The organism is Pseudomonas mosselii, assembly GCF_003205295.1.
GTDB classification, from domain to species: Bacteria; Pseudomonadota; Gammaproteobacteria; order Pseudomonadales; family Pseudomonadaceae; genus Aquipseudomonas; species Aquipseudomonas mosselii_B.
Genome location: NZ_QJRP01000015.1, coordinates 71,040 through 95,809, shown reverse-complemented (window position 1 = coordinate 95,809; position 24,770 = coordinate 71,040). Strand labels below are relative to the sequence as shown.

The following is a 24,770-nucleotide window of genomic DNA, read 5'->3' as shown; positions in this document are numbered from 1 at the left end:
CGCGAGGTCACGCCGCCACCTGGTGCGGGCGCCAGCCCGGATGGCCCTGGACGTAACGCACCGCCGGCAATTGCAGGGTTGCCAGCGCCCAGCCCGGCGTCTGCCGGGTCAACCAGGCTTCCAGGGTCTGCCACAGCGGTACACCAGCCTGGGCGTCGAAGTGCAGGCCGAAGGTGCGGCACAGGCCCTCCACCGGCTGCAGGCCGATGATGCGCTTGCCGTTGGGGCTGTAGCTCACCTGCCAGTTCTGGCTTTGCCAGCGCGGCAGGTCCTGGCTGTTGTCCAGCAGCAACGGGTCACCGAACAGTTGCTCGGCGGCGTTCTCCAGCACCTGTTCGACCTGGCGCGCCGGGGCTTCGACCACCGGTGCGGGGTAGCCACCGGTGAGGCTGATCAGGTGTTCACGGGTAATCGGCTCTCCCGCCCGCAGCGGGAAGTCATAACGCAGGCCGGGCAGCAGCACCGGCATGCTCGAATCGTCGGCCAGGGCCTGGTGCAGCAGACGGTCCCAACTGCCGCCACGGGTATCGCGACGCCACAGCGCTTCGGGAGCGCGGGCCAGGGGCTGCTCGAGCCAGGCGGCGTGGCCGCTGCGCTGACGTTGCAGCTCGCCGCGCAGCTGGCTGGCGCGGGCCTGGGCTTGCGCGCCAAGGCTGTGCTCGAAGGCCGGGAAGAACCGCGCCTCGAACTGCCACTGGCCACCGGCCTGGCGGCAACGCAGGCGAAACGCGCCACTGGCCCGGCAACCGGCGAACAGCACCGGCACCCGCCGGCCACTGGCCTGGCTCGCCAGTACCGGCGCGGGCCACAGGTCCTGGCCACGGGCGCACAGCAGCACATCCACTTCCGGCACCCGCTCGGCCAGCCACAGACCGGGGCCGGTACCGACATCCGCCAGCGCCACCACCAGGTCGGCCTCGCGCCGGGCCTGCTGGAAGCTCGGTTGCAGCGACTGGTACCACTGTTTCAGGGAGGCTTTCTGGTCCTGGGCGTAAGGGTCGGTGACCCCCACCACCGCAATGCGCACACCGCCGCGCTGGAACACCTTGACGCCTTCAATGCCGAGCGCCTTGGCCTGGGTTTCGGCCAGTCCGGCGCCGAGGGTAATAGAGGAAGACTGGCGATAGAGTCCGGCGCTGCGCTGCGGCCACAGCACCCGCTCATCGCTGCTGACCCGTGCCTCGCTGCCGAGCAACTGGCTGCCCTGCACGCCGCTTTCGCCCTGGGTGAGGTAGGCCAGGCCACTGCCGTTCCAGCACTGGCCGTTCTCCAGGGTCAGGCAGTGCTCACTGCCGGCTTCGGCACGCAATTGTTCGAGCAGTGCCGCGAGCACCGCGTAACCGCCAGTACGGGCCTGGCCGGCCAAGCCCGCGTCGAGCAACGGCGCCAGTTCCGGCTGCCCGGCGCTGGCGTTGGGCCCGCTCATCCACGGCGCGCGGCCCAGATGGCTGACCGGCCCCAGGCGCGTGGCCGGCACCACGGCCTGACCTGGCTGACGGGCATCGAGGGTATCGGCCACATACAGCAGGTCCAGCGCCCGGTCGCTGCCGCCACGCGGCCCCGGCAGCGCGGAACAGGCGCCGAGCAGCGGTGCCAGCGCACCGACGCCCATCCACCCGATCACCTCGCGCCTGCCCACACTGCTTGCCATCGACTCCGCCATCCCTGTTCACGTTGGGCCCCGGATATTGCGGCGTTGGCGTGACAGTTTGATGGCAGAAATCCGCTGCTAATTCCAAAACAGCCTTGATTAGGCCTTTAGTAATAGCAGCGCGTTTTAAACGCCCTTTAACATTTCTGCCAATCAATCGACATACTTGCCGTCTACAGTCGCGGTTTCCTTCAACTCAGCCAAAAAAGGACACCCTGATGAGTCGAGATACCGGCGATAACCTGGACCGGAACCTGAGCGGCAACCTGCCGATGGCCAGTGTCATGGACACCTACCTGAGCCGCCGCGCCGTGGTGCGCGGCAGCCTCGGCGCCGCCATCGCCATGATTGCCGGCACCGGCCTGACCGGTTGCTTCGACGGCGGCGGCGGTTCCGACAACGACGATCCGGCGCCACCCACCCAGCCGGAAAAACCGAAACTCAAGCTGGGCTTCAATTCAATCCCAGGCTCGCGCACCGATGCCTGCGTGGTCGCCGCCGGCTACAGCGCCTATGTGCTGGCGCCCTGGGGCACGCCGCTGAACGCCACCGCCAATCCCTGGAAAGCCGACGGCAGCAACACCTCCACCGACCAGGCCAACGCCATGGGCATGCACCACGATGGCATGCACTTCTTCCCCATCAACGGCAGCTCCAGCGATGGCCTGCTGGCGATCAACTTCGAGTACATCGACACCGCCGCCCTGCACCCGGCCGGCCCTACTACCGTCGCCGGCAAGCGTCCGGTCGAGGAGGTGCGCAAGGAGATCAACGCTCATGGCGCGGGCGTAGTGCGTATCAGCAAGGTCGCCGGGCGCTGGCAGGTGGTCGACAACGACCCGCTGAACCGCCGCTTCACCACCGTCTCGCTGATGGATATCGCCGGCCCCCTGCGCGGCACCGACCACGTCAAGACCAAGTTCTCGCCCACCGGCACCCAGTGCCGCGGCACCAACAACAACTGCGGCAATGGCTACACCCCGTGGGGCACCTACCTGACCTGCGAGGAGAACTGGCCCGGCATCTTCGTCAACAAGGGCACCCGCCCGGCCAACCAGGTGCGCATCGGCGTCTCCAGCAGCAGCGGCCAGTACAAGTGGGAAACCGCGGCCGGTGACGCCAGCGAAGTGGCCGGCGAGTTTGCCCGCTTCGACATCACCCCCACCGGCGCCAGCGCCACCGACGACTTCCGTAACGAAGCCAGCACCTACGGCTACATCGTCGAGATCGACCCGTACACCAGCAACACCCTGGCAGTGAAGCGCACCGCCCTGGGCCGCTTCCGCCACGAAGGCTGCTGCCCGGGCCTGCCGGTGGCCGGCAAGCCGCTGGTCTGGTACACCGGCGACGACTCCAACAACGAGTACCTGTACAAGTTCGTCTCCGACGCGCTGTGGGATCCGGCCGACGCCAACCCGGCCGACCGCCTGGCCACCGGCGCCAAGTACCTGGACAAGGGCAAGCTCTATGTGGCCCGCTTCGACGCCAACGGCACCGGCGCCTGGCTGCTGCTCGACGTCGCCACCCCGACCACCGGCGGCAGCACCCTCGGCGCGCTGTTCACCGATTTGCCGGGGATCATCCTCAACACCCGTGGCGCTGCCGACGCCGTGGGCGCCACGCCCATGGACCGTCCGGAGTGGACCGCCGTCAACCCGCTCAACGGCGACGTCTACCTGACCCTGACCAACAACAGCGCGCGCACCGCCGCCAAGGTCGACGCGGCCAACCCGCGCGGCCCGAACCGCCACGGCCACATCATCCGCTGGCACGACAGCGACGACCACAAGACCTTCACCTGGGACATCTTCGTGTTCGGTGCCAACGCCGCCGGCACACCGGACATCAACCGCTCGGGCCTGACCGAACTGAACCAGTTCGCCAGCCCCGACGGCATGAGCTTCGATAGCCGCGGCGTGCTGTGGTTCGAGACCGACAACGGCGAGGCCACCCTGACCAGCTACACCAACGACCAGGTGCTGGCGGTGATCCCCACTGACCTTGTGGACGCCAATGGCAAGCAGATCCCGGTCAACGCCACCAACCAGGCGGCCCTGCGCCGCTTCTTCGTCGGCCCGAACGGCTGCGAGGTGACGGGGATTGCCTTCACCCCGGACAACAAGACGATGTTCGTCAACATCCAGCACCCGGACAACTGGCCGACTACCGACAAGGCCACCGATGTCACGCCGACCGGCACCTCGGTGCGGCCACGGGCTTCGACGGTGGTGATCCAGCGTAACGATGGCGGGGAGATCGGTACGGCCTGATCGAGCCGACCGGCGCTCCCTCGGTGACAAACGAAAAAGCCGCCCATGGGCGGCTTCTTTCGATTCGGCGGAGGCTCAGTACACCTCAAGGCTCCAGCCCACCGGCTCGACAGGCTCCCCCTTGAGGATCTTTTCTGCCCGCTCGGCCATTGCCTTGGACAACTCCTCGCCTGTCATCTCACGCTTCTTCGCAGTGTTGGCGGGGGTCGGTTTGCGAACCAGTGGTGTACGCAGCTCAATTCTCATATTCATGCTCCTTGTCGCAAGCAACGCCTTGCGCGCCAGCGTGGCCTGCCTCAGGCGAGGCTAGCATCTTGCCCAAATGGTAGCAAACAGGGTTCATCAACTGCACGAACAGGTCTGCACGATCCGCATTCATCAGCATGTTCTCGGCATTCTTGCTGACGTTCAAGACGCCCATCAATACGCCTTGATGATAGAGGGGCAGGCTGATCAGCGATTTTGCATGATCAAGCTTGCGGTAGTAATCCTTTACCTGTTGCTCGTATCTGGGATTGATTTCGCTGTTGGTGATTTTCTGATTGGCGAACCACAGTGCCATGGTTTCATTGATGTTCGGGACATAGCCTGGTTGACCAGTCGCCGCCGCTCGCGCCGGCCCCGGGAGGTTTGGATGATGGTAAGAAGGGTCATAGCACGCCGTGCGAGTGAACGGCAGGCAGATCTGCTCGGCGGACGCATCGGGACGCCCAGGGCATGACGAGTTGACGGACAGCCCGGTATCCTGGATGAACAGGATGCCCGAGCAGCGCTCGATCACCACGTCATAAGATTGGTTGTGCAGAAAGAACTCATATTGCAGCAACCAGTCCTGCAATGCGTATGAGTCCTGGCTGCCGAAGGCTGTCGCGCCATCACCCAAGGCCAGGTCGCGTACCGGCGTCAGGGCAATTTCATCCTGGTACAGGACCCGCATGATGTTCGCATGGTAGGTAACAAAACGGTTGGATGCCGAGACGCCATCCCAGAGCCTGGTAAGGCTCAGGATGATCGACATGATGATCCGAATGCGCTGTACGATCGTTTCCGGGCTGAGCGTGCGAGCCTCTTGCTTGGTCAACTGACGCAACTCGCCGATCGTCCTCAGCGCATCCACATAGTCGTTGATGAACTGCCGGGGAGGCAGATTGGTCAGGCGCCCTTCCATCTCACGGCGTTGACGCTCCAGGTCGGCCTCCTTGCGACGTGCGATATCCGTCAAACCCAGCTCGCGCAGCCACACCAGCAAAAGCGCAACCACCGTCAGGCAGAGCGCGATGATGGAGTGTGCGAAGGTTTCCGGCACAGGGAGCGATGTGTCGTCGATCAGGTACTTGCACTGTTCGAGGATCGGTGTGCTGCAGATCGATACGAAGCCTGCACTGCCGACGGAGAACACCGCCAGCAGGATCGACCCGGCGGCAGACGCAAAGCACTTCGAGAGCCCTGTCCGGAAACGCCCGTCAATGGCCACGCCGTCACTCAGGGCCTGGAAGGTTTTCTCGCCCCAACTGGGGCGGGTGGTGTTCAGCATGAGAGGCGAGTACCCAGTAGAACATGTCGTCGGCGGGTAGCTTAGCCGCCCGCGTCACCGGCCATGCTGAACGGATCGACTCATCCGACATTTCCTACGATACATAGCGAATTTCCAACCATTAGCAACAAAGTCTCACCCAGCTACAGGCTCCCGCCCCCTGACCCGCACCTGCTGCGCCGGCACCCGCGCATGCCACTGCACCACGCCCAGCGCCTCGATCTGGAACTGGCTGCGCAGCGTGCGCCCCTCTTCCTCGAACGACAACTGCAGCACGAAATGGCCGCTATTGAGCAACAACCCTTCGCTTAGCCTGGCGAAGGTCTCGTCATCCACCGCGCCCAGCGCCTGGCGCAATGCCGCGGCATCCACATAGCCCGCCGCCGGCCGGCCGCTGATGATGCGGCTGAGCATCGAACGGGAAAACTGCCCCTCGTACAGGGCCTCCAGCAACGGCAGGTGCTCCAGCCCCAGGGCGTTGGCATTGAGTCGCCAGCCACCGGTAGATGGCAGTGCGCAGAGCATTCGGTAGCGGCCTTGCCGGCCAATGTCCGGCTCCAGCAGCAGGTTGAGCTCACTGGTGTCGAGCATCGGCTGGTTGGCCGCCAACCGGGGTGGCTGCTGGCGCAGGTACTGGGCACTCTCGGCTCCTTGCAAGCGGGCATCGCTGTCGGCGTCCAGCCAGTCGGCCAGGGCATCGACCATCCGCTCGGCGGCCATGTCGTCGCCGAGCAAGTGGCGTAGCTGGCGCTCGGCCCGTGGACCATCGTCGCCCAGCAGGGCATTGACGTTGAAGCAACCGTGCTGGTCGATCACCCGCAGTTGCGCCTTGCCGGCGCCGAAGTCATAGGCCAGCGGCTGCCCGCGCAGGGCCTGCCAGAACAGCGGGCTGGCCCGCCAGGCCGGATCGCGCAGGGCCTGGGAGGCATAGGCAAGCCCGGCCTGCTCCATCGCCCGCACCTGTACCCGCTGGTGTAACAGGCGCACCTCGTCCACCTGGCGCCGGCCATCTTCCACCAGCCAGGCCAGCCCCGCCGCGAGCATCGCCAACACCACCAGCACCATCAGCAGTGCCGCGCCCTGTTGTCGCCTGCGCCCCATCCTTGTCTTCCTGTCAGCGGTAAAAAACGCCAGTCAACACGGCGGTTGTTGCAGCCAGATGGCAGTCATGTGCCCGTCATCTGTGCAGGGCAGGATTGGCCTTCCTTTTTCTTTGGCCTGACAGGAGTGGTCTTACATGGGTGGCATCGGAATCTGGCAATTGGTGATCGTGCTGTTGATCGTCTTCCTGCTGTTCGGCACCAAGCGTCTCAAGGGGCTGGGCAGTGATGTCGGCGAGGCGATCCAGGGCTTTCGCAAGTCCATGGGCGGTACTGCCGACAATGGCGTCGAGCAGCAACCCCAGGTGCTGAACAATCAGCCGGTGCAGCAGGCGCAAACGGATCGTCAGGCCTGATGTTCGAGATCGGCTTCACCGAACTGCTGCTGGTCGGCATCGTCGCCTTGCTGGTGCTCGGCCCCGAGCGCCTACCGGTGGCGGCGCGCACCCTCGGCCGGGGGCTGGGCCAGGCGCGCCGGGCGCTGAATGCGTTGAAGGCGCAGGTGGAGCGGGAGATCGACATGCCCGCCCTGGATGCCGCGCCATTGCAACGCCTGGAGCAGGAGATCCGCCAGGGTATCCAGCTCGACACGGCGCCGGCCAATGACCCGACCCCGGTCGCCCATACCAAGGAAAGCGCCTGATGACCCTCGCCCTCGACCAGGCGGCGCGCATGCCGCTGACCGACCACCTGCGCGACCTGCGCAAGCGCCTGGTACGCTGCCTGCTGGTGGTCGCGCTGGTGTTCTGCGGCTTGTTCCCCTTCGCCCAGACGCTGTACACGCAGATCTCCGAACCGCTGCGCCGCTACCTGCCCGAAGGCGCCAGCATGATCGCCACCAGCGTCACCTCGCCGTTCCTCACGCCGTTCAAGCTGACGGCGATGTGCGCGCTGTTCGTCGCCATGCCGCTGCTGCTGCACCAGGCCTGGGGCTTCATCGCCCCGGGGCTGTACCGCCGCGAACGGCGCATCGCCTTGCCGCTGCTGGTGTCGAGCATCCTGCTGTTCTACGGCGGCTTGGCCTTCGCGTTCTTCCTGGTGTTCCCGATGATGTTCGGCTTCTTCGCCAGCGTGACCCCGGACGGGGTGGCGATGATGACCGACATCGGCTTGTACCTGGACTTCATCATGGCGCTGTTCCTGGCGTTCGGCCTGGCCTTCGAGATCCCGGTGGCGACCTTCATCGTGGTCTGGGCGGGGCTAACCGACGTAGCCACGCTGCGGCGCAGCCGGCCCTATGTGATCGTCGGGTGCTTCGTGGTGGGGATGATCCTGACGCCGCCGGATGTGTTTTCCCAGACCATGCTGGCGGTGCCGATGTGGGTGCTGTTCGAGGTGGGGTTGCTGGCGTGTGGGTTGGTGCGCCGGGTGGGGTAGACCGATGGATTGCCGGGGCTGCTGCGCAGCCCTTTCGCGACACAAGGCCGCTCCCACAGGATATGTGCCAGTTCTGCCATGGTGCGGTCCCTGTGGGAGCGGCCTTGTGTCGCGAAAGGGCCGCAAAGCGGCCCCCGGGTATCATGAGGTCTTCCTGTTCAACCCCACCTCCATGTCATCGATCAGCGCCTTGGCCATGGCGCTGAGGATCCGCGCCGAGCTGCCGGCCAGCAGGTCACCCTCCATTTCCGCCTCGCAGGTCAGGTGGCGGATGCAGCCAAGCAGCACCGACAACTCGCTGAAGGCGTCCTCGAAGGAAACGCCTGGCTCGACCTTGAACAGGTCCAGGCAGACCGTGCGGCCTGCGGTGTGGCCGCGGGTCATGGTCGGGGCTCCGGTTTGTGTTCGAGCAAGGCGCAGGCCAGTTGGCCGAGGTAGTCGCTGGCGGTGAACAGGCAGTCCTGGGCTTCTCCGGGTTCGGTCTTGAAGTAGATATCGAGTACATCGGAAATGGCGGTGGCCACTTCGACGGCGGCGGTCATGGCCTCATCGCGGGTGAGCATGGAACGGATACTGATGAAGGGTGCGAGACGGGGTGGGTCAGGTACGCGTTTTTTCATTGGGAAGTTCCTTCGTGATTATCAGGAACCGCCACTTGATCGTTCTCACATGATTGGGTGGCAGCCGTACACGGTGTGAGAACCCGGTCACGAAGAAAACCGGTCAGGCAGAACCTGCCCGCGCACGGCTGCCATAGCAGAGCGGCGTTCTTCGTGATTCGGGTTCTCACACCCGGTCACCAAATCTGGCGACCCGATGAAGTTATCCCTGGGGTATTTCCCCGACAACGCGGCGGCTTCCGGCAAGCGCGTAGGATAGTTCCCAAGCTTTGCTGGCTGAAGCATTAGGTTTCAGGTTCGGAAATGTCTGACAGCCTTCAAGATCGCCGGGGCTGCTGCGCAGCCCTTTCGCGACACAAGGCCGCTCCCACAGGATATGTGCCAGTTCTGCCATGGTGCGGTCCCTGTGGGAGCGGCCTTGTGTCGCGAAAGGGGCGCAGAGCGCCCCCAGAATCAAATACGAGATTCCTGATCAGACCAGTGGTATTGACCTGGTATTAAAGTGGTATTAATTTCCCACCCAACAACAATACCGGACACCGCCCATGCGTCCTCTATCGGCCCTGCGCCCCGACGACACCAGCGCCACCCCGCTCTACCTGCAGCTGGCGCGCAACCTTGAGCAGGCCATCCACGCCGGCCAATGGACCGCCGACCAGGCGCTGCCCTCGGAGCGCACCCTCAGCGAAACCCTGGACATCTCCCGGGTCACCGCGCGCAAGGCCCTCGAAGTCCTGCTCGAACAAGGCCTGATCCACCGCATACAGGGCTCCGGCACCTTCATCACGCCACGCCTGGAACAACCTCTGTCACGCCTGTCGAGCTTCAGCGAAATGCTGCGCATGAAAGGCTTCGTGCCCAGCTCCCAGTGGCTCGAGCGCAGCATCGGCACCCCGAGCAACGACGAACTGATCCGCCTCGGCCTGTCGCCCACCGACCAGGTGGTCCACCTCAAGCGCCTGCGCAAGGCCGACGATATCGTCATGGCGGTGGAGGTCAGCACCCTGCCCGCCCGTCTGCTCGGCGACCCGCAGGCCATCGGCGATTCGCTCTACCAGCACCTCGACCGGCTCGGCCGCCCGGTGGTCCGTGCCCTGCAACACATCCGCGCCATCAACGCCGGCGACGAGCTGGCCGCTCAGGTGGGTATCGCCCCCGGCACCGCCATGCTGCTGATGACCCGCATCGGCTACCTCGACGACAACACCGCCATCGAGCTGACCGACACCTACTGCCGCAACGACTACTACGACTTCGTCGCCGAACTGCGACGCTGACCGGAGCCCCCATGGACATCGCCAACATCCTCACCCCCGACGGCTGGGTGCGCGGACAACTGCACCTGGAAAACGGCCGCATACGGGCCATCGACGGCACGCCGTGCGACCCGCAGGCCAACGACTTGCCGTACCTGCTGCCCGGTTTCATCGACCTGCACGTGCACGGCGGTGGCGGCAGCGACATCATGCAGGGCGGCGACGCCTTCGCCACCATCGCCCGCACCCACCGTCGCTTCGGCACCACCTCGCTGCTGGCCACCACCATGACCGCGCCCCGCGAGGAGCTGACCCGCGTGCTCGCCGAACTGGGCGAACACCTCAGGCAACCGCGCCAGGGCGCGCGCATCCTCGGCGTGCACCTGGAAGGCCCGTACATCAACCCCGGCAAGCTCGGCGCGCAGCCGAACTTCGCCCACCAGGCGCTGCTCGACGAGGTCGAGCAATACCTGGCCCTGGCGCCGATCAAGGTCATCACCATCGCCCCGGAGGTCGCCGGCCACCTGCCGCTGATCCAGACCCTGAGCCAGCGCGGCATCCGCCTGCAGCTCGGCCACACCCTGGGCAGCTACGAAGAAGGCGTGGCGGCCCTGGAGGCCGGTGCCACCAGCTTCACCCACCTGTACAACGCCATGAGCCCGCTGCACCACCGCGAGCCGGGCATCGTCGGCGCGGCCCTGGCTCACGCCCGCTATGCCGAGCTGATTCCCGACCTGCTGCACGTGCACCCCGGCGCCATGCGCGTGGCCCTGCGCTCGATCCCGTGCCTGTACTGCGTGACCGACTCCACCGCCGCCGCCGGCATGCCCGATGGCGAATACCGCCTGGGCAGCCACACCGTGACCAAATGCCTGGGCGGCGTGCGCCTGCCCGACGGCACCCTGGCCGGCAGCACCCTGACCATGGACCAGGCCCTGCGCAACCTGGTGAAGATCGGCCTGCCGCTGGCCGAAGCCTCCGAGCGTCTGTCACTCCATCCCGCCGATTATCTCGGCATCGCCGACCGTGGCCGCCTGCAACCGGGCGCCTGGGCCGACGCGGTGCTGCTGGACCGCCAACTGAACCTGACCGCCGTGATGATCGAAGGAGAAACCGCATGAGTTCAAGGATGCTCGAAGAAGCCCGCGCCAGCGCCGAGGTCGTCGAACGTCAGACGCAGACGCTGGACCCACGCCTGCAAACCCTGGCCGAACAGCTACGCCGGCTCGATCCGCAAGTGGCGCTGACCGTGGCCCGAGGCAGCTCGGACCACGCCGCCAGCTACTTCGCCTACATCGCCATGCAGCAACTGGGGCTGCCGGTGGCTTCGCTGCCGATGTCGGTGGTGACCCTGCAGCAGGCACCGCTGCGGGTGCGTGGCCAGGTGGCGCTGGGCTTCTCGCAGTCGGGCCAGAGCCCGGACCTGGTCGACAGCCTGCGGCGCCTGGGCCAGTGCGGGGCGACCACGGTCTCGCTGGTCAACGCCGAAGGCTCGCCCCTGGAGCAGGCCTGCCAGCACCACTTGCCGCTGTGCGCAGGCCCTGAGCTGTCGGTGGCGGCGACCAAGAGCTTCGTCGCCACCCTCGCTGCCAGCGCCCGCCTGGTCGCCCACTGGGGCCAGGACCGCGCCCTGCTGGAAGCCGGCCTTACCCTGCCCGCGCAACTGCGCGAGGCCGCCGCGCAGGACTGGAGCCCGGCCATCGACACCCTGCGCGATAGCGAGCGCCTGATGGTGATCGGTCGTGGCGCAGGCTTTGCCATCGCCCAGGAAGCCGCGCTCAAACTCAAGGAAACCTCGGTGATCCAGGCCGAGGCCTTCAGCAGCGCCGAAGTGCGCCATGGCCCGATGGCCCTGATCGATGCACAGTACCCGCTGCTGGTGTTCGCCCCGCGCGGCGTCGAGCAGGCTGGCTTGCTGCAGCTGGCCTCCGACATGCGCCAGCGCGGCGCCCGCGTGTTGCTGGCGGCACCGGCCGATATCGCCGGGCGCAACCTTACCCTGAGCTGCGCCGAACACCCGGCCCTGGACCCGCTGCTGGCGATCCAGAGCTTCTACATCATGGCCGCGGCCCTGGCCGAGGCCCGCGGCCTCGACCCCGACCAGCCGCGCCACCTGAGCAAAGTGACCTGCACGCAGTGAAGCCGCGAGGAACAGCGCATGCCCGACAATAACAAGATCATCCTCCATGCCCCGCTCGCCGGACCGCTGGTACCGCTGGACCAGGTACCGGATCCGGTGTTCAGCAGCGGCACCTTGGGCGACGGCGTCGCCATCGACCCGTTGAACGACGTGCTGCACGCGCCCTGCGCGGGCGAAGTGGTGCAACTGGCGCGCACCGGCCATGCGCTGACCCTGCGCGCGGTCAACGGTGCGGAAATCCTCCTGCATATCGGTGTCGACACCGTGCAGCTGCAGGGGCGCGGTTTCTCGCCGCTGATGACGCTGGGCGACCAGGTGACCCAGGGGCAACCGCTGGTGCGCTTCGACATGGACCTGGTGGCGCAGCACTGCGTCAGCCTGGTCACCGTGATGCTGGTCAGCAATGGCCCGGGCTTTGGCCTGACGCGGCTGGAGACAGGCACTGCGCACCTGGGCGCGGCGTTGCTGGAGGTCGAGGCCACGGGCAGCGAAGCTGACATACCACCGGTCAGCCATGAGCGTGCAAGTGGTCATGCCCGGGTTGCTCATCACGGTGGCCTGCACGCCCGCCCCGCCGCCCTGCTGCGCCAGACCGCGCAAGGCTTCCAGAGCCATGCCGTACTGCGTTTCGCCGAGCGCGAGGCCGACCTCACCAGCCTGGTGGCGGTCATGGGCCTGGGCGTTGGCGAAGGCGCCGAAGTCGAACTGATCTGCACCGGGCCGGACAGCCAGGCCGCGCTGCAGGCATTGATCGCCGCCATGCAGACCGCCTCGGTCGCTGAGCACCATGCCACCCACGTGCCCACCAGCGCCGCCACGCCCAAGCCCAATGCCGAGCCCGGCGTGCTCAACGGCGTCTGCGCCGCCCCCGGCCTCGCCCTCGGGCCACTGGCGCGCCTGGACGGCATCAGCCTGCCGGCGGACAGCGGCGATAACGACCCCGCCGAGCAGCACCAGGCGCTGAACACTGCCCTGGCCGAGGTCCGCCATGCCATCGACCGCGACTGGCGGCACCTGCCTCGCGGCCAGGAGGACGCGGCGGCGATCCTCGAGGCCCACCTGGCCCTGCTCGACGACCCGGCCCTGCTCGGCGACGCCCGCCAGCATATCGCCGGTGGCGTCGCCGCCAGCCATGCCTGGAGCCGCGCCATCGAGACCCAGTGCCAGGTCCTGCGCAGCTTGGGCAACCCGTTGCTGGCCGAACGCGCCAACGACCTCTATGACCTGCAGCAGCGAGTGCTGCGCGCCCTGCTCGGCGAAACCCGGCAACTGCGCCTGCCGCCGGCGGCCATCGTCGTCGCCCACGAACTGACGCCCTCCGACCTGTTGCTGCTCGCCCGCCACGATGTCGCCGGGCTGTGCATGGCCGCCGGTGGCGCCACCTCGCACGTCGCCATCCTCGCCCGTGCCCGCGGCCTGCCGTGCCTGGTGGCCGTGGGCGAAGCGCTGCTCGACCTGCCCGCCGGCACGCCGCTGGTGCTGGACGCCGACCAGGGCCGCCTGGAAACCCAGGCCGACCCGCAACGCCTGGCCGAGGTCCATTGCCACCTGCAGCAACGCCGCGAAATCCGCCAGCGCCAGCAGGCCGCCGCGCAGCAGAGCGCCCGTACCCGCGATGGCCAGCTGATCGAGGTCGCGGCCAACGTCGCCAGCGCCGACGAGGCCGCCCAGGCCCTGGCCCAGGGCGCCGACGGCATCGGCCTGCTGCGCAGCGAGTTCCTGTTCATCGACCGCCCCACCGCACCGGACGAGGCCGAGCAGCGCAACGCCTACCAGGCGGTGCTCGACGCCATGGCCGAGCGCCCGGTGATCATCCGCACCATCGACGTCGGCGGCGACAAGCAGCTCGACTACCTGCCCCTGCCGGCCGAGGCCAACCCGGTGTTGGGCCTGCGCGGCATCCGCCTGGGCCAGGTCCGTCCGGAGCTGCTCGACCAGCAACTGCGCGCCCTGCTCCAGGTCAGCCCGCAGCGGCGCTGCCGGATCATGCTGCCGATGGTCACCGAGGTCGACGAGCTGATCGCCATCCGCCAGCGCCTGGACCGGCTGGCCGCCGAGCTGGGCGTGACGGCGCGCGCCGAACTGGGGGTGATGATCGAGGTGCCGGCCGCGGCGCTGCTCGCCGAGCGCCTGGCCGAGCACGCGGACTTCTTCTCCATCGGTACCAACGACCTGTCCCAGTACACCCTGGCCATGGACCGTGACCATGCCGGACTTGCGGCGCGGGTCGATGCCCTGCACCCGGCACTGCTGCGCCTGATCGAGCTGACCTGCCAGGGCGCGGCGAAGCACGGTCGCTGGGTCGGCGTGTGCGGCGCGCTGGCCTCCGACCCGCTGGCCACGCCGGTACTGGTCGGCCTCGGCGTAGCCGAGCTGTCGGTCAGCGCGCCGCAGATCGGCGAGATCAAGGCTCAGGTCCGCCAGCTCGACGCCAGTGCCTGCCGCCGCTTCAGCCAGAGCCTGCTGGGCCTGGCCAGCGCCGGCGCCGTACGCCAGGCCTGCCGCGACTTCGCCGCGCAATCCCACGCCCAACCTGCGGCCCCCGTGGCCCTACAACAATAATCGGAGCGCACCATGTACCAGCACTTCATCCAGGGCCTGCAGCGGCTCGGCCGCGCCTTGATGCTGCCCATCGCCATCCTGCCCATCGCCGGCCTGTTGCTGCGCCTGGGCGACACCGACCTGTTCGACATCGCCCTGGTGCATGACGCCGGGCAAGCGATCTTCGCCAACCTGGCACTGATCTTCGCCGTCGGCATCGCCGTGGGCTTCGCCCGCGACAACAACGGCACCGCGGGCCTGGCCGGCGCCATCGGCTACCTGGTGCTGGTGGCGACGCTGAAGGTGATCGATCCGAAGATCGACATGGGCATGCTCGCCGGCATCATCTGCGGCCTGCTCGGCGGCGGCCTGTACAACCGCTTCAAGGACATCCAGCTGCCGGACTACCTGGCGTTCTTCGGCGGCCGGCGCTTCGTGCCGATCGCCACCGGGGTATCGGCAGTGTTCCTCGGGCTGCTGTTCGGCCTGATCTGGCCACCGATCCAGCACGGCATCAACGAGCTCGGCCAGCTGATGCTGGAGAGCGGCAGCATCGGCGCGTTCTTCTTCGGCGTGCTCAACCGGCTGCTGATCATCACCGGCCTGCACCATATCCTCAACAACCTGGTGTGGTTCGTGTTCGGCAGTTTCCAGGCGGCCAGCGGGCAGGTGGTCACCGGCGACCTGGCGCGCTTTTTCGCCGGCGACCCCAACGCCGGGCAATTCATGGCCGGCATGTTCCCGGTGATGATCTTCGGCCTGCCCGCGGCTTGCCTTGCCATGTACCGCCATGCCCTGCCGCAGCGGCGCAAGCTGATCGGCGGGGTGCTGCTGTCGATGGCGCTGACCTCGGCGCTGACCGGGGTGACCGAGCCGATCGAATTCGCCTTCATGTTCCTGGCGCCGCTGCTGTACCTGATCCATGCGCTGCTGACCGGGCTGTCCATGGCCATCTGCGACCTGCTGGGGATCCGCCTGGGCTTCACCTTCTCCGGCGGCGGCATCGACATGGCCCTGGGCTGGGGGCGTTCGAGCAACGGCTGGCTGGTGTTCCCGGTGGGCGTACTCTACGGGTTGGTCTACTACTTCGTGTTCGACTACTGCATCCGCCGTTTCGACCTGAAGACACCCGGCCGCGAGGAACAGGCGGCCAGCCAGGCCGAGGGCAGCGATGCGCCACGGGCCCGGCGCTACATCGACGCCCTCGGCGGCGCGGCCAACCTGCAGGGCGTGGATGCCTGCACCACGCGCCTGCGCCTGGTACTGGCCGACCGCAACCTGGCCCGCGACCAGGAGTTGAAGGCCCTGGGCGCCCTCGCGGTGGTACGCCCCGGTACCGGTGGCAGCCTGCAGGTGGTGGTGGGGCCGATGGCCGATGCGCTGGCCGACGAGATTCGCGCAGAACTGCCCCATGCACGGGTGGCGGCACCGCTTGCCGAGAAGGCCGCGGTGGCCACCGAGACGGTCGTCGCGGATGAATGGCTGCAGGCCCTGGGCGGGCGCGAGAATGTACTGGAGGCGCAGTGCGTGGCCTCGAGCCGAGTGCGAGTGCGGGTCAGGAATGAGGCCAAGGTAGAGCAGGAACGCCTGGCCGCCCTGGGATGCCTGGGGGTGAGCCCGCAGGCAGGTGGGGTGTGGCATCTGGTGGTGGGAGCGCGAGCTCCTGGATTGAGCCAGGCGCTGCAAGACATGTAGGAGCGGCCTTGTGCCGCGAAAGGGCCGCAAAGCGGCCCCAGAATTCCGGCGTTTTCGTCAAGATTGCCGGGGCTGCTGCGCAGCCCTTTCGCGACACAAGGCCGCTCCTACAGCGATGGCACTAGCCTTAGAAATCGGCCAGCGGCCAGACCTCATAAGCCGGCGTTTCATACGGGTGGCTCTGCTTGAGCGCGGCGACCACCTGGGCGATCAGCGCATCAGCCACCACCAGTTCCACCTTCCACTCCTCGACCACTTCGACCTGGCCGGTCTGCCCGAGGTACGGCTGGCTGCCGTGCAACGGGCGGAACTGGCCCTGGCCGAGGGTCTGCCAGGCGCAGTGGTCGTAGTCGCCGATGCGCCCGCCTCCAGCGGCGAATACGGCGGCCTTGACCACCTCGACATGGCTGTCGGGGACGAAGAAGGCGAGCTTGTACACCCTCAGTTCACCCACACCCGCGCATTGCGGAACATGCGCATCAGCGCCGCGTCTTCCTGCCACTCATCCGGGCGCCAGGAGTTCTGCACGGCGCGGAACATACGCTCCGGGTGCGGCATCATGATGGTCACGCGGCCGTCGCGGCTGGTCAGGCCGGTGATCCCGCGCGGCGAGCCGTTCGGGTTGGCCGGGTAGGCTTCGGTGACCTTGCCGTGGTTGTCGACGTAACGCAGGGCCACGCAACCGGACAGGTCGGCTTCCAGCAGAGCCTCTTCGCTAGCAAACTCGGCATGGCCTTCGCCGTGGGCGATGGCGATCGGCATGCGCGAACCGGCCATGCCCTGCAGGAAGATCGAGTTGGATTTCTGCACCTCGACCATGGCCACGCGGGCCTCGAACTGCTCCGAGCGGTTGCGCACGAAGTGCGGCCAGTACTCGGTGCCCGGGATCAGCTCGTGCAGGTTGGACATCATCTGGCAACCGTTGCACACACCCAGGGCGAAGCTGTCGGTACGCTCGAAGAAGGCCTGGAAGGCATCGCGGGCACGGGCGTTGAACAGCGCCGACTTGGCCCAGCCTTCACCGGCACCCAGCACGTCACCGTAGGAGAAGCCACCGCAGGCCACCAGGCCCTTGAACGCTTCGAAGTCGACACGGCCGGCGAGGATGTCGCTCATGTGCACGTCGATGGCGGCAAAGCCTGCGCGGTCGAAGGCCGCAGCCATCTCGACCTGGCCGTTGACGCCCTGCTCGCGCAGGATCGCCACTTGCGGGCGCACACCCTTCTTGATGTACGGCGCGGCGATGTCTTCGTTGACGTCGTAGCCCAGCTTGACCGACAGGCCCGGGTTGTCTTCTTCGAGCAGGGCGTCGAATTCCTGGTCGGCGCAATCGGCGTTGTCGCGCAGGCGCTGGACCTGGTAGCTGGTCTCGGCCCACTGGCGCTGCAGCAGGCGGCGGTCGCCGTTGAACAGCTCTTCGCCTTCGAAGTTGATCAGCACTTCACCGTTGTTGATCGGCTGGCCGATCACGGCGACGCAATCCTCGCCCAGGCCAGCGGCGCTGAACTGCGCCAGCACATCCGGCGTGGCGTCCTGACGGACCTGGATCACCGCGCCCAGCTCTTCGTTGAAGAGGATGGCCGCGACTTTCTCGCGCTTGCTGGTCAGGTTGCCCAGTTCCAGCTCCAGGCCACAGTGGCCGGCGAAGGCCATTTCCAGCACGGTGGTCAGCAGGCCGCCGTCGGAACGGTCGTGGTAGGCCAGCAGGTGGCCGTCTTCGTTCAGGCCCTGGATCACGGCGAAGAACGCCTTGAGGTCCTCGGCGTCATCGACGTCCGGCGCCTGGGCGGCCAGCCTGCCGTGGGTCTGCGCCAGGATCGAGGCACCCATGCGGTTCTTGCCACGGCCCAGGTCGATCAGGATCAGGTCGGTTTCGCCCTTGTCCATGCGCAGCTGCGGGGTCAGGGTCTTGCGGATGTCGGTGACCGGGGCGAAGCCGGTAATGATCAGCGACATCGGCGAGGTAACGCTCTTCTGCTCGCCGGCTTCGCTCCACTGGGTCTTCATCGACATCGAGTCTTTGCCAACCGGAATAGTGATGCCCAGCTCCGGGCACAGCTCCATGCCGACGGCCTTGACGGTGTCGTACAGGCGGGCGTCTTCACCCGGGTGACCGGCGGCGGACATCCAGTTGGCCGACAGTTTGATGTCGGACAGCTTCTCGATGCGCGAGGCGGCCAGGTTGGTCAGGGTCTCGCCGATCGCCATGCGGCCAGAGGCCGGGGCGTCGAGCAGGGCCAGCGGCGTACGCTCACCCATGGCCATGGCTTCACCGGTGTAGACGTCGAAGCTGGTGGCGGTGACGGCGCAGTCGGCTACCGGTACCTGCCATGGGCCGACCATCTGGTCGCGGGCCACGAGGCCGGTGATGGTACGGTCGCCGATGGTGATCAGGAAGCTCTTGCTGGCCACGGCCGGGTGGCGCAGGACGCGCTCGACCGAGTCCTTGAGTTCCAGGGTGCTCGGGTCGAACTCATCGCCCAGCTCCGCTTCGCGGGTGACCGAGCGGTGCATGCGCGGCGGCTTGCCCAGCAGCACGTCCAGCGGCATGTCCACCGGCGTGTTGGCGAAGTGGCTGTCGGTAACGGTCAGGTGCGGTTCTTCGGTGGCCTCACCGACCACGGCGAACGGGCAGCGTTCACGCTCGCAGATGGCCTGGAAGCGCTCGAAATCTTCGGCGCTGACCGCCAGCACGTAGCGCTCCTGCGACTCGTTGGACCAGATCTCGTGCGGGGCCATGCCCGGCTCGTCGTTGGGCACGTTGCGCAGTTCGAAGCGGCCACCGCGGCCACCGTCGTTGACCAGTTCCGGGAAGGCGTTGGAAATACCACCGGCGCCGACGTCGTGGATGAAGGCAATCGGGTTCTCGTCGCCCAGCTGCCAGCAGCGGTCGATGACCTCCTGGCAACGGCGCTCCATTTCCGGGTTCTCGCGCTGCACCGAGGCGAAGTCCAGGTCGGCGGAGCTGGCACCGGTAGCAACCGACGAAGCGGCGCCGCCGCCCAGGCCGATCAGCATGGCCGGGCCGCCGAGCACGATCAGCTTGGCGCCGACGGTGATCTCGCCCTTCTGCACATGGTCTTCACGGATGTTGCCCATGCCGCCGGCGAGCATGATCGGCTTGTGGTAACCACGCACCTCTTCACCGTGCGGGGTGTTGATGCCCTGCTCGAAGGTGCGGAAGTAGCCGGTCAGCGCCGGGCGGCCGAATTCGTTGTTGAACGCGGCGCCGCCCAGTGGGCCTTCGATCATGATGTCGAGGGCGTCGACGATCCGCTCGGGCTTGCCGTAGGGCTTCTCCCATGGCTGCTCGAAGCCCGGGATACGCAGGTTGGATACGGTGAAGCCGGTCAGGCCGGCCTTGGGCTTGGCGCCACGGCCGGTGGCACCTTCGTCGCGGATCTCGCCGCCGGAGCCGGTGGAGGCGCCGGAGAACGGGGCGATGGCGGTCGGGTGGTTGTGGGTCTCGACCTTCATCAGGATGTGCACCGGCTCCTGTACCGCGCCGTACTGGCGGGTCTCAGGGTTCGGGAAGAAGCGGCCGGCGACGCTGCCGACGATCACCGAGGCGTTGTCCTTGTACGCAGACAGCACACCTTCGCTGTGCATCTGGTAGGTGTTCTTGATCATGCCGAACAGGCTCTTCTCCTGCGCCTGGCCGTCGATATCCCAACTGGCGTTGAAGATCTTGTGGCGGCAGTGCTCGGAGTTGGCCTGGGCGAACATCATCAGTTCGATGTCGTTCGGGTTGCGCTTGAGCCCCTGGAAAGCATTGACCAGGTAGTCGATCTCGTCTTCGGCCAGGGCCAGGCCCAGGTCGATGTTGGCCTGGGCCAGCGCGTCGCGGCCACCGGCGAGGATGTCCACCGAGGTCATCGGCTTGGGCTGGGCATGACTGAACAGGTCGCCTGCGTCTTCCAGCCTGGCCAGCACGCGCTGGGTCATGCGGTCGTGCAGCTCGGCGGCAAGCAACTGGGCGTCGGCGTCGGAGATGCTACCGGCGACGTAGTAGGCAATTCCGCGCTCCAGGCGCTGGATCGACTGCAGGCCGCAGTTGTGGGCGATGTCGCTGGCCTTGGATGCCCAGGGCGAGATGGTGCCCAGGCGCGGCACGACCAGGAACAGGCGGCCGGCTGGCTCCTGCACCGGCACGCTCGGGCCGTACTTGAGCAGACGGCCCAGCACCTGCTGCTGGTCGGCGGTCAGCTCGCCGTCGACGTCGGCGAAGTGGGCGAATTCGGCATACAAACCAGTAACAGCGGGGACTTTCTGGCTCAGTTGCTCGAGTAATTTACCGTGGCGAAAGGCAGAAAGGGCAGGAGCGCCGCGCAGGATCAACATCGTCGGGACAGCCTCAGGAAGGGGTGTGCTTAGAGGCCGTGCATTCTAGCCTAATTCGCAGGCTTTCGGCACCCGCTCAAAGCCAATGCTGCCGGGCGGTGGAACCGGACTTTCGGGTCAAAAAAATCCCGGGCATTTCATCGTGGGAACGGGCTTGCCCCGCGATGACACCTACCGGCAAAGAGACTGCCTGAGCAGGCGAATCGCGGGGCAAGCCCGCTCCCACGACCTGCTCCGCCCTGTCGCAGGCACAGCAACGTGCTACCAGACAACCCACATATTGTCGAGATATGGCGCCGCCGGTCCTTTGCGTATACTGCACCCTATGTTCGCCCACACTGCTTTGCGCCAGCGATGCGCCAAATGGCTCCTCGCAACCGGACTCTTCCTGATGCTCGGTGCCTGCGTTGAAAAACCCAGCACCCTCGAACGCGTCAAGGAGGATGGCGTATTGCGCGTGATTACCCGCAACAGCCCGGCCACCTATTTCCAGGACCGCAACGGCGAAACCGGTTTCGAATACGAACTGGTCAAGCGCTTCGCCGAAGACCTGGGGGTGAAGCTCGAGATCGAGACCGCCGACAACCTCGACGAGCTGTTCGACCAGCTGGGCAAGCCGTCCGGCCCGGTACTGGCCGCCGCCGGCCTGGTCAGCAGCGAACGCCGCGCCGCCCAGGCGAAATTTTCCCATCCCTACCTGGAGGTGACCCCGCAGGTCATCTACCGCAATGGCCGCTCGCGGCCGACCAGCGCCAAGGGCCTGGTGGGCAAGAAGATCATGGTGCTCAAGGGCAGCAGCCACGCCGACCAGCTCGCCGAACTGAAAAAGCAGAACCCGGGGCTGGAATACGAGGAGTCCGACGCCGTCGAGGTGGTCGACCTGCTGCGCATGGTCGACGAGGGCCAGATCGACCTGACCCTGGTCGACTCCAACGAGCTGGCCATGAACCAGGTGTACTTCCCCAATGTACGCGTGGCCTTCGACCTGGGCGACACCCGCGACCAGCGCTGGGCGGTGGCAGCCGGCGAAGACAACAGCCTGCTCAACGAGATCAACGAGTTTCTCGACAAGTCGCAGAAGAACGGCACCCTGCAGCGCCTGAAGGACCGTTACTACGGCCACGTCGATGTCCTCGGCTACGTCGGCGCCTACACCTTTGCCCAGCACCTGCAGCAGCGCCTGCCCAAGTACGAGAAACACTTCAAGACCAGCTCCAAGGTCGAGCAGGTAGACTGGCGCCTGCTCGCCGCGATCGGCTACCAGGAATCGATGTGGCAGCCCGAGGTCACCTCCAAGACCGGCGTGCGCGGCCTGATGATGCTGACCCAGCGCACCGCCCAGGCCATGGGCGTGTCCAACCGCCTGGACCCTAAACAGAGCATCCAGGGCGGCGCCAAGTACTTCATGCTGGTCAAGGACCAGCTCGACGACAGCATCAAGGAGCCGGACCGCACCTGGTTCGCCCTGGCCGCCTACAACGTCGGCAGCGGCCACCTGGAAGATGCCCGCACCCTGGCCAGGCGCGAAGGCCTGAACCCGAACAAGTGGCTGGACGTGAAGAAGATGCTGCCGCGCCTGTCGCAAAAGCAGTGGTACAGCAAGACCAAGTACGGCTATGCCCGCGGCGGCGAGCCGGTGCACTTCGTGGCCAACATCCGCCGCTACTACGACATCCTCACCTGGGTCACGCAGCCGCAGCTCGAAGGCCAGGTGGCCGAGGGCAACCTGCATGTGCCGGCGGTGAACAAGGACAAGCCGGCGGAACAGTCGCCGCCGATGTAATCCCGGCTTCCCCTGGCGCCTGTCGTGGCCTCTTCGCGGGTAAACCCGCTCCCACAGGTTCTGCACAGCCCCTGTGGGAGCAACTGTCTTGCTCAATTTTTAGAATCTGGCGCGATCCCTGTGGGAGCGGGTTTACCCGCGAAGCAGGCGACGCGGTACCTGGCACCGGCTGCGCCGGTGTTCGCGGCTGAAGCCGCTCCCACAGCGACCGTGCAGCCCTCAAGGCACGCGCCACACCTGTGGGAGCGGGTTTACCCGCGAAAGGGCCGGTACAGGCGATACAAGATTGCCAGAACTACGCCTTGGCCCGCCGCGCCTTGAAGAACTCACTCAAGATCACCCCGCACTCCTCTGCCAGCACCCCACCCTCGAACATCACCCGATGGTTGAGGAACCCCTGGCTGAAGAACTGCCCCTGGCTCTGCACGATCCCCGCCTTGGGCTCCAGTGCCCCATAGACCACCCGCGCCACTCGCGAATGGACGATCAGCCCCGCGCACATGCTGCACGGCTCCAGCGTCACGTACAGGGTGCTACCCGGCAGTCGGTAATTGCTGGCGGCCTTGGCCGCGGCCCGGATCGCCACCATTTCGGCATGAGCGCTGGGGTCGCTGTCGATGATCGGCCGATTGAAGCCCTGACCGATCACCTGGCCGTGCTGCACCAGCACCGCGCCCACCGGCACCTCGCCCAGGGCCGCGCCCTGGGCCGCCAAATCGAGGGCCAGGCGCATGAACTCCTGGTCGCGGCTGCGATCGATGATCTGCGGTCGCATCAGACCACCGCGATCGCGGCCATCAGGCCGGTTTCCATGTGGTCGATGACGTGACAGTGGAACATCCAGGTGCCCGGGTTATCCGCCACCAGCGCCACCTGTGCCCGCTCGTTCTTGCCCAGCAGGTAGGTGTCGGTGAACCATGGCTCGACGATCTTGCGCCGATTGGAGGCGATCACCTTGAAACTCATGCCATGCAGGTGGATCGGGTGCTGGTACTGGGTCATGTTCTTCAGCTCGAGAATGTAGCTCTTGCCCTTCTGCAGCGTGGCGATCGGCCGGTCGGCGCAGGTCTTGTCGGTGATGTCCCAGGCCTGGCCGTTGATCTGCCACAGGCTCGGCGGCTTGCCGTTCTCGGTGTTCACCGAGACCTTGCCGACCCATTCAAAATTGAAGTTGAGCTTTTCGGCGTTCTCCAGGTCCGGCTCGGCGACCGGATTCGGTGGCAGGGCCTCGGGCCAGTCGCCGGGCGCCTCGCTGCTGGCCACCGAGCGCAAGGTACCCAGGCGCACGAAGCCGTCCCGCAGGGAGACCTCCTCGCCCGCCTCGGGAATGCGGATCGCCAGGCAGATGCGCATGCCCGGCCCGAGCCAGTACTCGTCGTCAAGCGGCCGTGGGGTTACCGGGTTGCCATCGAGGGCATAGATCATCGCCTCGCAGTTGCCCTTGAGGTTCAAGCGGTAGGTCCAGGTGTTGTCCAGGTTCAGCAGGCGCACCCGCACTACCTGCCCGGCCGGCAGCTCGGTAACCGAGTCGGCCTGGCCGTTGATGGTGATCAGGCGCCCGGCGGTACCGTTGCGGGCCGCCTCGCGGGGGATGCTGAACGGCAGCCAGGCACCCTGCTCGTCCACGTGCCAGTTCTTCAGGCTCAAGGTGCGCTCATGCTGGAAGCCGGTGGGTTCGCGCTCCTCGACGATCAGCGGTCCGACCAGGCCGCGGCCCAGCTCCTCGGAGCTGCTGACATGCGGGTGATACCAGTAGCTGCCGGCATCCGGCACCTTGAACTTGTAGTCGAAGTATTCGCCGGGCTTGACCGGCAGCTGCGAGACATAGGGCACACCGTCCATCTCCAACGGCAGGCGAATGCCGTGCCAATGGATGGTGGTCTCGACCGGTAGATGGTTGATGAAGCGCACCCGCAGCCAGGTGCCCTGGCGCACCCGCAGCTCGGTGCCTGGCGCCGACGGACCGAAGGCCCAGGCCTCGGTCTTGAAGCCCGGCACCAACTCGACGTCCAGGGGGGCTGCGATCAGCTCGTAGTCGTGTCCGGCGTTGTCGTCCTCGACCTTGCCCAGCCAGTAGCGTGCCGCGCCTCCGGCGCCCAGGCCTACCACCACCAGGCCGGTCAGGCCCTTGAGCATTTGTCGACGGGTAAAGGACATCGGTGCGGGTACCTCATTTCAGCGCGATCAAGCTGCCAGCAGGGCTGGCGATGAAGGGCGAATACGATACACCTGCATTTGAGAAAGATTAAGTGAAGTCTTGTCGCAGGGTTGTCATATCGCCGCTTACCTGCGCCTGAAGCCAGGGCTCTTCACTGCTGCAATTCCCCGATGATCTCTTCGCTGGCCAGGCGACGCAGCCCCCTAGGACACAGTCCCCTATCACTACGATCTGGGGAATGCTGTCTGCCATGGCCATCCAGGCTCCTGCGGCAAAAGCGCTTGCCGCATCTGGGAACAATCGT

20 protein-coding genes are annotated in these 24,770 nt (G+C 66.5%); 10 read left to right on the top strand and 10 right to left on the bottom strand.

Going from position 1 to position 24,770, the window contains the following annotated elements; translation table 11 throughout:
• Positions 1-7: 7 nt before the first annotated feature.
• Positions 8-1,651, bottom strand: a complete 1,644-nt coding sequence (locus DMX06_RS15815; RefSeq protein WP_110738377.1) for a lipoprotein UxpA — start codon at positions 1,649-1,651, stop codon at positions 8-10.
• A 218-nt stretch (positions 1,652-1,869) separates the two neighbouring features.
• Here DMX06_RS15815 and DMX06_RS15810 point away from each other — a divergent pair, with 218 nt between their 5' ends.
• Complete coding sequence (locus tag DMX06_RS15810; protein WP_110738347.1) at positions 1,870-3,921, top strand: PhoX family protein; 2,052 nt, start codon at positions 1,870-1,872, stop codon at positions 3,919-3,921.
• Between the two features lie 75 nt (positions 3,922-3,996).
• Here DMX06_RS15810 and DMX06_RS26330 read toward each other — a convergent pair whose 3' ends face one another.
• The 3 genes from DMX06_RS26330 to gspK all read right to left on the bottom strand — a co-directional run bounded on the left by DMX06_RS26330 (position 3,997) and on the right by gspK (position 6,556).
• Positions 3,997-4,167 (bottom strand): hypothetical protein, encoded by a 171-nt coding sequence (locus DMX06_RS26330; RefSeq protein ID WP_181427840.1) that lies wholly within the window; start codon positions 4,165-4,167, stop codon positions 3,997-3,999.
• Complete coding sequence (locus DMX06_RS15805) at positions 4,157-5,455, bottom strand: hypothetical protein (protein ID WP_110738346.1); 1,299 nt, start codon at positions 5,453-5,455, stop codon at positions 4,157-4,159. The genes DMX06_RS26330 and DMX06_RS15805 overlap by 11 nt, the downstream gene beginning before the upstream one ends.
• Positions 5,456-5,590: 135 nt before the next feature.
• Positions 5,591-6,556, bottom strand: coding sequence for a type II secretion system minor pseudopilin GspK (gene gspK, locus DMX06_RS15800; RefSeq protein ID WP_110738345.1), 966 nt, complete (start codon positions 6,554-6,556; stop codon positions 5,591-5,593).
• 136 nt (positions 6,557-6,692) lie between these two features.
• Between gspK and tatA the strand changes: the two genes are divergently transcribed.
• The 3 genes from tatA to tatC are packed head-to-tail and all read left to right on the top strand — an operon-like array spanning position 6,693 to position 7,932.
• Positions 6,693-6,911, top strand: a complete 219-nt coding sequence (gene tatA, locus DMX06_RS15795; protein WP_062574996.1) for a twin-arginine translocase TatA/TatE family subunit — start codon at positions 6,693-6,695, stop codon at positions 6,909-6,911.
• The gene (gene tatB, locus DMX06_RS15790) at positions 6,911-7,198 is read left to right on the top strand and encodes a Sec-independent protein translocase protein TatB (RefSeq protein WP_110738344.1); all 288 of its coding nucleotides are present in this window, start codon (positions 6,911-6,913) and stop codon (positions 7,196-7,198) included. The genes tatA and tatB overlap by 1 nt, the downstream gene beginning before the upstream one ends.
• Positions 7,198-7,932: a twin-arginine translocase subunit TatC gene (gene tatC / locus DMX06_RS15785; protein ID WP_110738343.1), complete on the top strand. Its 735-nt coding sequence runs from the start codon at positions 7,198-7,200 to the stop codon at positions 7,930-7,932. The genes tatB and tatC overlap by 1 nt, the downstream gene beginning before the upstream one ends.
• A gap of 141 nt (positions 7,933-8,073) precedes the next feature.
• Here tatC and DMX06_RS15780 read toward each other — a convergent pair whose 3' ends face one another.
• Complete coding sequence (locus tag DMX06_RS15780) at positions 8,074-8,316, bottom strand: DUF3077 domain-containing protein (protein ID WP_028691619.1); 243 nt, start codon at positions 8,314-8,316, stop codon at positions 8,074-8,076.
• Positions 8,313-8,552 (bottom strand): hypothetical protein, encoded by a 240-nt coding sequence (locus tag DMX06_RS15775; protein ID WP_110738342.1) that lies wholly within the window; start codon positions 8,550-8,552, stop codon positions 8,313-8,315. The genes DMX06_RS15780 and DMX06_RS15775 overlap by 4 nt, the downstream gene beginning before the upstream one ends.
• Before the next feature lie 545 nt (positions 8,553-9,097).
• On the opposite strand from DMX06_RS15775, the gene DMX06_RS15770 reads away from it, so the two are divergent.
• From DMX06_RS15770 to nagE, 5 genes are read left to right on the top strand one after another with little or no spacing between them, the layout of a single operon-like run.
• Entirely contained in the window at positions 9,098-9,829 is a 732-nt protein-coding gene (locus DMX06_RS15770) for a GntR family transcriptional regulator (RefSeq protein ID WP_110738341.1), read from the top strand.
• A gap of 11 nt (positions 9,830-9,840) precedes the next feature.
• Positions 9,841-10,929, top strand: a complete 1,089-nt coding sequence (gene nagA, locus DMX06_RS15765; RefSeq protein WP_110738340.1) for an N-acetylglucosamine-6-phosphate deacetylase — start codon at positions 9,841-9,843, stop codon at positions 10,927-10,929.
• Positions 10,926-11,948: an SIS domain-containing protein gene (locus tag DMX06_RS15760; RefSeq protein ID WP_110738339.1), complete on the top strand. Its 1,023-nt coding sequence runs from the start codon at positions 10,926-10,928 to the stop codon at positions 11,946-11,948. Before nagA ends, DMX06_RS15760 begins: the two co-directional genes overlap by 4 nt.
• Before the next feature lie 18 nt (positions 11,949-11,966).
• A complete protein-coding gene (gene ptsP / locus DMX06_RS15755) occupies positions 11,967-14,510 on the top strand; it encodes a phosphoenolpyruvate--protein phosphotransferase (protein WP_110738338.1) in 2,544 nt (847 codons plus the stop codon).
• 12 nt (positions 14,511-14,522) lie between these two features.
• On the top strand, positions 14,523-16,184 hold the full coding sequence (gene nagE / locus DMX06_RS15750) for an N-acetylglucosamine-specific PTS transporter subunit IIBC (RefSeq protein ID WP_110738337.1): 1,662 nt from the start codon (positions 14,523-14,525) through the stop codon (positions 16,182-16,184).
• Between the two features lie 127 nt (positions 16,185-16,311).
• Here nagE and DMX06_RS15740 read toward each other — a convergent pair whose 3' ends face one another.
• On the bottom strand, positions 16,312-16,623 hold the full coding sequence (locus DMX06_RS15740; protein WP_023632229.1) for an NIF3 1: 312 nt from the start codon (positions 16,621-16,623) through the stop codon (positions 16,312-16,314).
• Between the two features lie 2 nt (positions 16,624-16,625).
• On the bottom strand, positions 16,626-20,525 hold the full coding sequence (purL, locus tag DMX06_RS15735) for a phosphoribosylformylglycinamidine synthase (protein WP_110738335.1): 3,900 nt from the start codon (positions 20,523-20,525) through the stop codon (positions 16,626-16,628).
• A 325-nt stretch (positions 20,526-20,850) separates the two neighbouring features.
• Between purL and mltF the strand changes: the two genes are divergently transcribed.
• On the top strand, positions 20,851-22,308 hold the full coding sequence (gene mltF / locus DMX06_RS15730; RefSeq protein WP_110738334.1) for a membrane-bound lytic murein transglycosylase MltF: 1,458 nt from the start codon (positions 20,851-20,853) through the stop codon (positions 22,306-22,308).
• Positions 22,309-22,603: 295 nt separating this feature from the next.
• Here the strand turns inward: mltF and tadA are convergent, their stop codons facing one another.
• Positions 22,604-23,083, bottom strand: coding sequence for a tRNA adenosine(34) deaminase TadA (gene tadA, locus DMX06_RS15720; RefSeq protein WP_110738332.1), 480 nt, complete (start codon positions 23,081-23,083; stop codon positions 22,604-22,606).
• Complete coding sequence (locus DMX06_RS15715; RefSeq protein WP_110738331.1) at positions 23,083-24,465, bottom strand: multicopper oxidase family protein; 1,383 nt, start codon at positions 24,463-24,465, stop codon at positions 23,083-23,085. Before DMX06_RS15715 ends, tadA begins: the two co-directional genes overlap by 1 nt.
• Between the last annotated feature and the right edge of the window lie 305 nt (positions 24,466-24,770).